Raw genomic sequence first — 2,456 nt, 5'->3', positions numbered from 1 at the left:
GTGGGGAGTGGGGGAAAGAGGGGAGAAATTCACAATTATTTGTCTTTTCCTCCATTTCAATCACGTTATCAGTTATTATCAATCGGATTAACAGCCTTAATTACAGCGGCAATAATTTTCTATCCCGCCTTAGTCGATGACTTTCCCCTCACCAAATACAAAGAAGGGCATTTTCCCACCTTATATCACTTCTTTCAATCACAACCCAAAGACAGTTTAATAGCATCTTTAGCAGCAGAAGCAAATAACCTACCAACATTTGCCCAAAGAAGCATTTTAGTAGGGCGGGAATATGCCATTCCATACCATTTGGGTTATTCTCGCCAATTTCGGCAACGGATAATAGAATTAATTCAGGCTCAGTATACTCCAGATATGACAGAGGTTAAAGATTTTATCCAAAAATTCGGTATCGATTTCTGGTTACTAGAGGATAATTCATTCACACCAGAATATCTTGCCCAGAATGAATGGTTGCAGCCATATCAGCCAGCTATCCTAGAAGCAGAAAAAAATATAGCACAAGGAATTATTCCTGCTTTATCAAAGGTAGTTAATGACTGTTCAGTTTTTGAGAGTGAAGGATTTATTGTACTAAAAGCCACTTGTATATTAGGAAAAAGGTAAGGATAATTATCTATTTACTAGCCTGAAGTATTCTGGTGATTAGGAGAACAATTTCCGCAAAAAATATTAAATAATCAGATATAGCAACTGCCAGAGCGGTTAGGGCATTCTCAGGTAAGCAAAGTTAACAAGGGGCTTAAGCCCCTTTTCCTAATCGCCCTGGCAAATGCGATAATTCATAATTAAAATCTCGGTATTTCCCAAACCGAAACCGGGTTTTTGAAATTACTGAATCGGTGTGCTAGTAATACTATTCACAACACCAACCAGAGCTTGAGGCTTAACCGTCAGTAATGAAGGGGCATTTAACATCTCAGAGTACAAATTACTCCGCTCTTGAGCAATTATCGGCAAGGCTTGACGCACCTCAGCCGTAACCGCTACTGTCTTGACATCATAGGTTTGAGTTGCCATTTTCGGATAGAAACCAATCCCTATAATCGGGAGTAATAAGCAGAGAGTTACAAAGATCTCACGAGAGCTAGCATCACCTAAATATTTAGGCAAATTAAGTTCAGAATTAGTATTTCCGTAGAATACCTGACGCAACATTGAAAGTAGATAAATCGGAGTCAGAATTAATCCTACTGCTGCTAACAAAACAAAGAGAACTTTGAACATCGAACTGTAAACATCGCTGGTAGCCATCCCTACAAATACCGACAACTCAGCCACAAAACCACTCATTCCCGGTAATGCTAGAGATGCCATCGAACCAATAGTAAAGAGGGCAAATACTTTGGGCATTGCTTTCGCCATTCCACCCATTTTATCCATTTCCAAGGTATGAGTACGCTCATAAGCCACCCCAGATAAGAAGAATAATGCAGCCGCAATCAATCCGTGAGAAATCATTTGCAGCATAGCACCATTCATCCCCAATTCACTAAAGGAAGCAATGCCAATTAGCACAAAACCCATGTGGGAAATTGAAGAATAAGCCAAACGCCGCTTGAGATTATCTTGAGAAAATGCCATCAACGCGCCGTAGACTATATTCACTACACCTAAAACTACCAGGATTGGGGCAAAGTGAATGTGAGCATTGGGTAATATTTCCACATTCATTCGCATTAATCCGTAGCCCCCCATCTTCAGCAATACACCAGCTAAAATCATCGAAACAGGTGCAGAAGCTTGGCTGTGGGCAAAAGGTAACCAAGTATGTAAAGGGAAAATTGGTAATTTTACCCCAAAGGCAATTAGGAAACTAGCATAAAGTAACAATTCCATCCCCAAGGGGTAATGTTTGTTAGCTAATTCCTGTATATCAAAGGTAACTGTATCGCCATAAAACGCCATGGCTAATCCGGCTACCAGGATAAAAATAGAACCCGCCGCCGTGTAAAGGATAAACTTAGTTGCTGCATATAGACGCTTTTCCCCACCCCAGATGGAAATTAGCAGGTAAACGGGAACTAATTCTAGTTCCCACATAAAGAAGAATAAGAGTAAATCCTGTGCCGCAAATACCCCAATCTGCGCACTGTACATCACCAGCATCAGGGCGTAAAAGAGACGAGGCTTGCTATTGACTTTCCAGGAGGCTAAGATAGCGAGGGTGGTTACCAATCCTGCTAAAACAATCAGGGGCATGGATAAGCCATCAACTGCTACAGACCAATTTAAGCCAATTTGTGGTATCCAAGGATGAGTTTCGCGAAGTTGAAACGCTGAGGTGTTCAAATCGTAATGATTCGAGAAGCCACAGAGTGTAAGTAAAAAGTCCGTAATGCTAACCCCAAGGGCATACCAGCGAACAGTTTTACCCGCTTTATCAGGAATGAGAGGAATCGCTAGTGATGCCACTAAGGGCAAGAGAATAATAG

1 protein-coding gene and 1 pseudogene are annotated in these 2,456 nt (G+C 41.2%); one reads left to right on the top strand and one right to left on the bottom strand.

Annotated elements, in window-relative coordinates; translation table 11 throughout:
• Positions 1–627 (top strand): annotated as a pseudogene (locus NJ959_RS28540) (hypothetical protein); the annotation flags it as partial.
• 225 nt (positions 628–852) lie between these two features.
• Here NJ959_RS28540 and NJ959_RS28535 read toward each other — a convergent pair.
• Positions 853–2,454: an NAD(P)H-quinone oxidoreductase subunit 4 gene (locus NJ959_RS28535; protein WP_254015142.1), complete on the bottom strand. Its 1,602-nt coding sequence runs from the start codon at positions 2,452–2,454 to the stop codon at positions 853–855.
• Between the last annotated feature and the right edge of the window lie 2 nt (positions 2,455–2,456).

The sequence above is a fragment of the Limnofasciculus baicalensis BBK-W-15 genome, from assembly GCF_024178385.1.
GTDB classification, from domain to species: domain Bacteria; phylum Cyanobacteriota; class Cyanobacteriia; order Cyanobacteriales; family Coleofasciculaceae; genus Limnofasciculus; species Limnofasciculus baicalensis.
This window is presented reverse-complemented; position numbering and strand designations above follow the sequence as displayed.